This window comes from Brevundimonas sp. Root608, assembly GCF_001427825.1.
In the GTDB taxonomy this organism is placed as follows: Bacteria; Pseudomonadota; Alphaproteobacteria; order Caulobacterales; family Caulobacteraceae; genus Brevundimonas.
Genome location: NZ_LMGT01000005.1, coordinates 261,273 through 269,499 on the forward strand (window position 1 = coordinate 261,273; position 8,227 = coordinate 269,499).

Below are 8,227 nucleotides of genomic sequence, written 5' to 3' on the forward strand. Positions count from 1 at the left end.
GAAGCCCCATGAAACGCACCCTGATGACTGCCGCCGCTGTTTGCGCCCTCATGGCCGCAGGAGCCTGCGCCTCGACTGACGCCATGAGCGAGTCTGGAGCCACTGCGGGCGCGGTTTCGGACTCCGCTATGGCCCCTCCGGTCACAGCAGCCTCGGCCGCCGCTTTCGTCGCCGACGCCGAGACCCGCCTCGCCGCCCTCAGCGAGGAAGCCGCTCGCATCCAGTGGACCCGCGCCACCAACATCACCCACGACACCATGTGGCTGGAGAGCAAGATCAACGCGGAATACACCGAGCTGCAGGTCGAGCTTGCCAACGGCGCGGCGGCCTTCAACGACGTTCAGGTCCCCGACGACGTCCGCCGCAAGCTGAACCTGCTGCGCCTCGGCATCGTCCTGCCCGCGCCCAACCGCCCCGGCGCGGCCGGCGAGCTGGCCGAGATCACCACGCGGCTGGACTCGACCTATGCGACCGGCAAATTCGAGTTCAAAGGCCGCCAGATCACCCTCGACGACGCCACCACCCTGATGGCCGAGAGCCGCGATCCGGCCGAGACCAGGGCCCTGTACGAAGGCTGGCGCACCATCTCGCCGGTCATGGCCGCCGACTACACCCGCATGGTCGAGATCGCCAACGAAGGCAGCCGCGAACTGGGCTTCGCCGACACCGGCGCCATGTGGCGCGCCGGCTACGACATGGAGCCTGACGCCTTCGCCGCCGAGACCGACCGTCTGTGGACCCAGGTCAAGCCCTTCTACGAAAACCTGCACTGCTATGTGCGCGGACGGCTGAACGCGAAATACGGCGACGCCGTCCAGCCCGACAGCGGCCCGATCCGCGCCGACCTGCTGGGCAATATGTGGTCGCAGCAGTGGGGCAACATCTATGACGTCGTCGCCCCGGCCGAAGGCGGCGCCTCCAGCTATGACCTGACCGAACGCCTGGTCGCCTCGAACTATGACGCGAGGAAGATGGTCGAGACCGGCGAGGGCTTCTACGTCTCCATGGGCCTGCCCGAGCTGCCGGAGACCTTCTGGGAGCGGTCGATGATCACCCGCCCGCGCGACCGCGAGGTGGTCTGCCACGCCTCGGCCTGGGACCTCGACAATGCCGACGACATCCGCATCAAGATGTGCACCCAGGTGAACGGCGACGACTTCTACACCGTCCACCATGAGCTGGGTCACAACTACTATCAGCGCGCCTACAAGGATCAGCCCTTCCTGTTCAAGAACGGGGCGAACGACGGCTTCCACGAAGCCATCGGCGACTTCGTCGGCCTCTCGGCCCTCACCCCCACCTATCTGAACCAGATCGGCCTGCTGCAGACCGTGCCGGGCGCGGAAGAGGACATCCCCTTCCTGCTCAAGATGGCGCTCGACAAGATCGCCTTCCTGCCGTTCGGCCTGATGGTCGACCGCTGGCGCTGGGGCGTCTTCAACGGCGAGACCAGCCCGGCGGAATACAACGACGCCTGGTCGGCCAATATGCTGAAATACCAGGGTCTGGTCCCGCCTGGACCGCGTCCCGCCAACGCCTTCGACCCCGGCGCGAAATACCATATCCCGGGCAACACGCCCTACACCCGCTACTTCCTGGCCCACATCTACCAGTTCCAGTTCCAGCGCGCGGCCTGCAAGGAAGCCGGGTGGACGGGACCGCTGCATCGCTGCTCCATCTACGGCAACAAGGAGGTCGGCGAGCGCTTCGAGCGGATGATGGAAATGGGCCAGTCGCGGCCGTGGCCGGAAGCCATGCAAGCCTTCACGGGCGAGAGCGGCAACGACGCCTCGGCCGTCACCGACTATTTCGCCCCGCTGAACGCCTGGCTGACCGTGCAGAACCGCGGCAAGGACTGTGGCTGGGAGGCGTGAGCGCGGTGCGCCGTCCGAAAGCCACCGCCGCCCCGTGACGAAGTCGCGGCATTAACCCTTGGTATGGGCCCTTCGCTTAACCGTGCGCAATCAATCTGCCCCCGGATAGGCGCGGAAGGATTGCTTCGCGGCTGAACCACGGGCGGATGAGGCGATGAGACGGATCTCCTGGTTTGACGGCCTGTGCCGGGGTCTGCGGGCCTCCGCTCGGCGCTTGGCCGGCGATACGCGTGGCAACGTCGCCATGCTCTTCGCCCTCAGCGTTCCGGTTCTGATCCTGATGACCGTTGGCGGGGTCGACATCCACAGGGCCTCGACCGTGCGGGTGAATCTGCAGGACGCGCTCGATGCAGCGACCCTGTCGGCCGCCCGTTCGCCGTACACCCAGAATGCCGACCTCCAGCGGGTCGGGCTGGCGTCGCTGCGCGCCAACCTGAAAGCCTATCCGAACATCATCCTGCGCGATGCCGACACCTCGTTCGTTCTTAACAGCGACGACGTGGTGGTCGCCTCCTCCAAGGTCGATGTGAAGACCCTGGTCGCCAGCATCTTCCTTCCGCCCTACGGCAAGTTCATGGACGACTATCTGCCGGTCGGGGCCCATTCCGAGGTGGATCGCTCGTCCCGCAACATCGAGGTGGCGCTGGTGCTCGACACCACCGGCTCGATGGCCGGCCAGAAGATCATCGACCTGCGCGCCGCCGCCAAGGACCTGGTCGACATCGTGGTGCAGGACATACAGACGCCCTGGTATTCCAAGGTCGCCATCGTCCCCTATTCGATGGCGGTCAACGTCGACACCTACGCCACCGCCGCCCGGGGCTCGATCGTCGGCTCGGTCAACATCACGGGGGCGGTCATCAATCTCGCCGGCACGCCCCAGATCATCACGGCCGCGACCAAGGCCTCGCCGGTGGTCGTGACCTCGACCGCCCACGGCTTCTCCAACAACGATGTGGTGTGGGTTACCGGCGTCGGCGGGATGACCTCGCTGAACAACAAGCCTTATCTCGTCAAGAACAAGACCGACAATACCTTCCAGCTGTATCGGTTGACCGGATATCCGGTGGACGGACGCAACTACAATGACCTCACCGGGACCACCGGGCGGGTTCAGAGGTGCCAGAACAACGACTGCTCCATCACCATCACCGCCAGCAATCACGGACTCGTCAACAACAACTACGTCTACATCACCGATGTCGGCGGCATGACGCAGATCAACAACCAGACCTATCTGGTCGGCAACGCCACGACCAACAGCTTCACCATCGACATGAACGAGGCGTCGCTGACCCCCTACAGCTCGGGCGGCAGGTCCTGGTGCGCCCAGCAGGGGTGCACCTACTTCGCCTTCGAGAATGTGTACGACGATCTGGTGACCCACCGGATCAGCAGCTGCGTGACCGAGCGGACGGGGGGCAATGCCTATACGGACGCGGCGCCGTCCACCGCCCGCGTGGGCCGGAACTATCCCTCCACGTCCAATCCCTGCCTGGCGAACACGCTGAAGCCCTTGTCCAGCAACAGGGCGGCGGTGAAGGCCGACATCGATCTGTTGAGCGCCTCCGGCTCGACCGGCGGCCACATCGGCGTGGCCTGGGGCTGGTATGCGGTGTCGCCCAACTTCAGCGGCCTGTTCGGCTCGTCCGCGGGCGGGGCCTATAACACCGCCGACACCCTGAAGGCGGTCGTGATCATGACCGACGGCGAGTACAACAGCGGCTACTGCAACGGCGTCATCGCCGCCAACTCGACCAGCGGGTCCGGTTCGGCGGCCCTGCACATCAACTGCAATGCGCCCAACGGCCATCCCTTCGACCAGACGCTGGCCCTGTGCACGGCCATGAAGAACGCCGGCGTGATCGTCTACACCGTGGGCTTCCAGGTGGTGGACGACGCGCGCGCCCGCGCCCTCATCAGCGATTGCGCGACCAGCTCGGGCAACGTCTACATGGCGAACTCGGGCGCCGACCTGCGCCAGGCCTTCTCGGCCATCGGCCGCGACATCACCCAGTTGCGCATATCCCGATAGAGAACCGTGATCGCCGGCGATCATCCGGCGTTAAGACTGCCGGCCCATTCTGAAGCTTCGCAAGCGGGCCTTCGGGCCCGATGATCCGGCGGGACCGCCCACGATGAGACCATCCGTTGCCTCGTGTGTCCGTTACGGCGTGAAGCTTGTCAGAGGCTTGCTGTCCGACGCCCGCGGCAATGTCGCCCTGCTGTTCGGGCTCAGCCTGCCGGTGCTGCTCCTGATCACGGCCGGCGGCGTCGATATCCACCGCGCCTCGACCGTGCGGGTCAATCTGCAGGACGCGCTGGACGCCGCGGCCCTCGCCGCCGCCCGTTCGCCCTACACCGAAAACGCCGACCTCCAGCGCGTGGGCCTGACGTCGCTGCGCGCCAACCTGCAGGCCTATCCCAATGTCATCCTGCGCGAGGCCGATACGAGTTTCGTCCTGAACGACGAGAATGTGGTGGTCGCCGTCTCCAAGGTCGATGTGAAGGCCCTCGTCGCCAACATCTTCCTTCCGCCCTACGGCAAATTCATGGACGACTATCTGCCGGTCGGAGCCCATTCCGAGGTCGACCGGTCGTCAAGGAACCTCGAGGTCGGCCTCGTGCTCGACATCACCGGCTCCATGGCGGGTCAGCGCATCATCGATCTCAAGGCGGCGGCCGTCCAACTGGTCGATATCGTGGTTCAGGACGTCCAGACGCCCTTCTACACGCGGATGGCCATCGTGCCCTACTCGATGGGAGTGAACGTCGGCCCCTACGCCAACAGCGCCCGCGGGACGCCCATCGGCGCCCGGTCCATTTCGCATGCGGCCTGGGCGATGTCGTCGGCAAGGAACATCAGCGGCATCACCCGCGCCAGCCCGGGCGTGGTCACGACATCGACTGCGCACGGACTCCAGTCCAACGACTATGTGTGGATCCGGAACGTCGATGGCATGGAGCAGGTGAACAACCGCGCCTATCGGGTCCAGCGGATCAGTGACACGAAATTCTTCCTGCAGTCCTGGAACGGCGGGTCCTGGGTGACCGTGAACACCAACTGGTACGGCAGTTATGACGATGACGGCCAGATGCGTCAGTGCCTGCTGCCGGACTGCTCGGTCCAGGTGACCGCCCCCGGCCATGGCTTGGAGAACGGCGAGGGCGTCTACATCACCGGGGTCAACGGCATGACCCAGATCAACAACCGGCCCTATCTCGTCGCCAATGTGACGACCAACACCTATTCCATCGGCGTCAACGGCGCGGAATGGGGAGCCCATACCTCCGGCGGGTCGAGCTGGTGCGGCCGGGACGGCTGCCAGTGGCGGGTCTTCACCAATCCGTCCGGCACGCTTCGCGCACTCGAGACCAGCACCTGCGTCAGCGAACGCGCCGGCGCCCAGGCCTATACCGACGCCGCCCCGGGGGGCTCGACCTGGGTCGGGCGCAACTATCCAGCCACCTCGGGGAACCCCTGCCCGTCGGCCGTCATCCTGCCGCTCAACAGCAACAAGTCGACCCTCAAATCCCTGATCAACGGCCTGTCCGTCACGGGCTCGACGGCCGGCCAGATCGGCATGGCGTGGGGCTGGTATTCCGTCTCGCCGAACTTCAACGGCCTGTGGCCGGGCAGCCCCGCCAGCGCCTATGCGCCCGAGGAGACCTTGAAGGCGGTCGTCATCATGACCGACGGCGAGTTCAACACGCCCTACAGCACCGGCGTCATCGCCCGGGACGCCGGCTCCGGTTCCGGCGGAACCGTCGACAGGATCAACCAGAACTCGACCAACGGCGACCCCTTCGATCAGGGCGCGGCGCTGTGCGACGCCATGAAGGCCCGGGGAATCCTCGTCTATACCGTAGGCTTCCAGATCGCCGCCGGCGGCGAAGCCGCAGACCTCCTGGCCGACTGCGCCAGCAGCCCCCAGCACGCCTATCTTCCGTCCAGCGGATCCGACCTCTCCGCCGCCTTCGCCGCCATCGGCCGCGACATCACACGTCTGAGAATATCGAAATAGGACCGGCGGCCCCCTTCAGGGGGACGCGCGATCAGATCAACCGGATTTCCTTCAGCCGCTCGGTCAGGAAATCCTCGGCCATGATCGCCTTGCCGGCATAACGGTCAGGATTGTCCGGGCTGATCATGCCGGGCAGGGTCTCGATCACGAAGTCCGGGTTGAAATGCAGGAAGAACGGCGTGGAGTAGCGGGCGAAGCTCGCCCGCTCGGGCGCAGGATTGATCACCCTGTGGCTGGTCGACGGCAGGACGTGGTTGGTCAGCCGCTGCAGCATGTCGCCGATATTGACCACCAGGGCGCCGGGCGGCGGCGCGATGTCCAGCCATTCGCCGTCGGCGTCCTTCAGCTGCAGGCCGGCCTCCTCGGCCCCCAGCAGCAGGGTGATGACATTGATGTCCTCGTGCGCCCCGGCCCGCACGCCCGACGCCCCCGCCGGGACCGGCGGATAGTGCAGCATCCGCAGGATGCTGTTGCCCATCTCGACCTTGTCCTCGAAAAAGTCGTCGCCCAGCTTCAGATAGCGGGCGATGGCGCGCAGGATCTTCGCCCCCAGGACGTCCATCGCCTCGAACATGCTGTAGACGTGGGTCCGGAAGCCCTCGACCTCGGCCGGCCACACGTTGTCGCGCATGTATTTCCGGTAGGGGTGGCCCTCAGGCAGTTCGCGCCCGACGTGCCAGAATTCCTTCAGATCGACCGTGGCCGCGCCCTTGGCGGCCTCGACGCCGAAGGGGGTCAGCCCCCGCGCGCCGCCCGTGCCCGGCTGGTGATATTTGCGCTTGGTCTCCTCCGGCAGCGCGAAGAAGGCCTTGGTGTCAGCGACAGCGGCGCCGATCACGTCCTCGTCCAGGCCATGATCGGCGATCACGGCGAAGCCATAGCGTTTGAACGACGTCCCAAGTTTGTCCGCGAACGTCTGGAAGTCGGCGTCGTAGAGCTTCATCGACACCGGTTCGATGGCGCGTTTGCCCGCGGTCAGGGCGGCTTCGGGGGTCAGGGTCTCACTCACGGCAGGGCCTCGCAGGATCGGTATTCCGGTTCCTTACGCCCTAACCCGCGACCTTGGCAAAGCCGCGGCGCGCGGCGTTCACATGCCGTACAGGTCGGAACCTCCACCGTAAGCCCACGTTTCGGCGACAGACCGATTTCACGGCAAAGGAAAACCTCCATGCGCAGCAAGCTTCTCCTCACCGGCGCCAGCATCGCCATCCTGCTGGGCGGCGCCGCCTGCACCACCATGGACCCCTACAGCTCGACCCCGCGTCGCAACAACACCGCCACGGGCGCGATCGCCGGCGCCCTCGGCGGCGCGGTGCTGGGCTATCTGACCAACACCTCCAACTCCGAGGAGGGCCGCAAGAACGCCCTGATCGGCGCCGGCATCGGCGCGCTCGGCGGGGCGGCGGTCGGCGCCTATATGGATCGTCAGCAGCGCGAACTCGAGGCCGAACTGTCCGGCTCGGGCGTGGGCGTCGCGCGTCAGGGCGACAACCTGGTCCTGCGCATGCCGTCGGACGTCACCTTTGCTTCCAACCAGTCCAGCATCACCCCGCGCTTCAATGCGACGCTGGACGACGTGGCGGCCGTCCTGAACCGCTACGACCAGTCGATCATCGACATCGTCGGCCATGCCGATTCCGACGGGGCCGACGACTACAACCTGAACCTCTCGCGTCAGCGCGCCTCGTCCGTGGCCCAGGCCCTGGTCAGCCGCAACGTCCTCGCCGACCGGCTGTACGTCGACGGTCGCGGCGAAAGCGCCCCGATCGCATCGAACGCGACCGCCGAAGGCAAGGCGCAGAACCGCCGCGTCGAGATCCTCATCCGCCCGTTCCGCGGCTAGCCGCTCAAGCGGCCGACAGGCGGGTAGCGCCAAGGGAAAGGACGGAGCCCCGGCTCCGTCCTTTTTTTGCGAGCGCACACCGTTCCGTGACTTGCGGCAGGGCGCGTCAGATGCTGGATATGGTCCGCACTCGCTGCGGGGGAATCGCTTGCGTCCGAACCATCAGGAATTCGCCGACGGCGTGAAACTGGCCGCCATCGCCGCGGTTTCGGCGGTGCTTACGGCGACCGTGGTCATCGGCGCCGGCCGCACCCTGATGCCGCAGGACGAGGCCGCGACGGAACAACCCGCCCTCATCCGCGTCGCCCTGCGCTAGCGGTCAGGCCCGTCCGATCGAGACGTAGCGGAAGCCGCGGGCGCGCATGTCCTCGGGCCGGTAGACGTTTCTCAGGTCGACCATGACGGGTTCGCGCAGCAGCAGCTTGACCCGGTCCAGGTCGAGGGCGCGGAACTGGTCCCATTCGGTCAGGATGACGACCGCATGG

The 8,227-nt window shown here is 66.2% G+C and carries 7 protein-coding genes; 5 read left to right on the forward strand and 2 right to left on the reverse strand.

Going from position 1 to position 8,227, the window contains the following annotated elements:
* Window positions 1–8 precede the first annotated feature (8 nt).
* The 3 genes from ASD59_RS09590 (at window position 9) to ASD59_RS09600 (ending at window position 5,899) form a co-directional block, all read left to right on the forward strand.
* Window positions 9–1,874, forward strand: coding sequence for a M2 family metallopeptidase (locus ASD59_RS09590; protein ID WP_055831234.1), 1,866 nt, complete (start codon window positions 9–11; stop codon window positions 1,872–1,874).
* A gap of 154 nt (window positions 1,875–2,028) precedes the next feature.
* Window positions 2,029–3,909, forward strand: a complete 1,881-nt coding sequence (locus ASD59_RS09595; protein ID WP_055831236.1) for a TadE/TadG family type IV pilus assembly protein — start codon at window positions 2,029–2,031, stop codon at window positions 3,907–3,909.
* Between the two features lie 157 nt (window positions 3,910–4,066).
* Window positions 4,067–5,899 carry a ubiquitin-activating E1 FCCH domain-containing protein gene (locus tag ASD59_RS09600; RefSeq protein WP_055831238.1) on the forward strand — a complete coding sequence of 611 codons (1,833 nt, stop codon included), beginning with the start codon at window positions 4,067–4,069 and terminating at the stop codon, window positions 5,897–5,899.
* A 31-nt stretch (window positions 5,900–5,930) separates the two neighbouring features.
* Here the strand turns inward: ASD59_RS09600 and ASD59_RS09605 are convergent, their stop codons facing one another.
* Window positions 5,931–6,842 (reverse strand): isopenicillin N synthase family dioxygenase, encoded by a 912-nt coding sequence (locus ASD59_RS09605; protein WP_055831301.1) that lies wholly within the window; start codon window positions 6,840–6,842, stop codon window positions 5,931–5,933.
* Between the two features lie 225 nt (window positions 6,843–7,067).
* On the opposite strand from ASD59_RS09605, the gene ASD59_RS09610 reads away from it, so the two are divergent.
* Complete coding sequence (locus ASD59_RS09610; protein WP_055831240.1) at window positions 7,068–7,742, forward strand: OmpA family protein; 675 nt, start codon at window positions 7,068–7,070, stop codon at window positions 7,740–7,742.
* 148 nt (window positions 7,743–7,890) lie between these two features.
* The gene (locus ASD59_RS14260) at window positions 7,891–8,058 is read left to right on the forward strand and encodes a hypothetical protein (RefSeq protein WP_156376990.1); all 168 of its coding nucleotides are present in this window, start codon (window positions 7,891–7,893) and stop codon (window positions 8,056–8,058) included.
* 3 nt (window positions 8,059–8,061) lie between these two features.
* Here the strand turns inward: ASD59_RS14260 and ASD59_RS13945 are convergent.
* The coding region (locus tag ASD59_RS13945) for a UDP-glucose/GDP-mannose dehydrogenase family protein (RefSeq protein WP_235561788.1) at window positions 8,062–8,227 on the reverse strand (166 nt) is incomplete at its 5' end.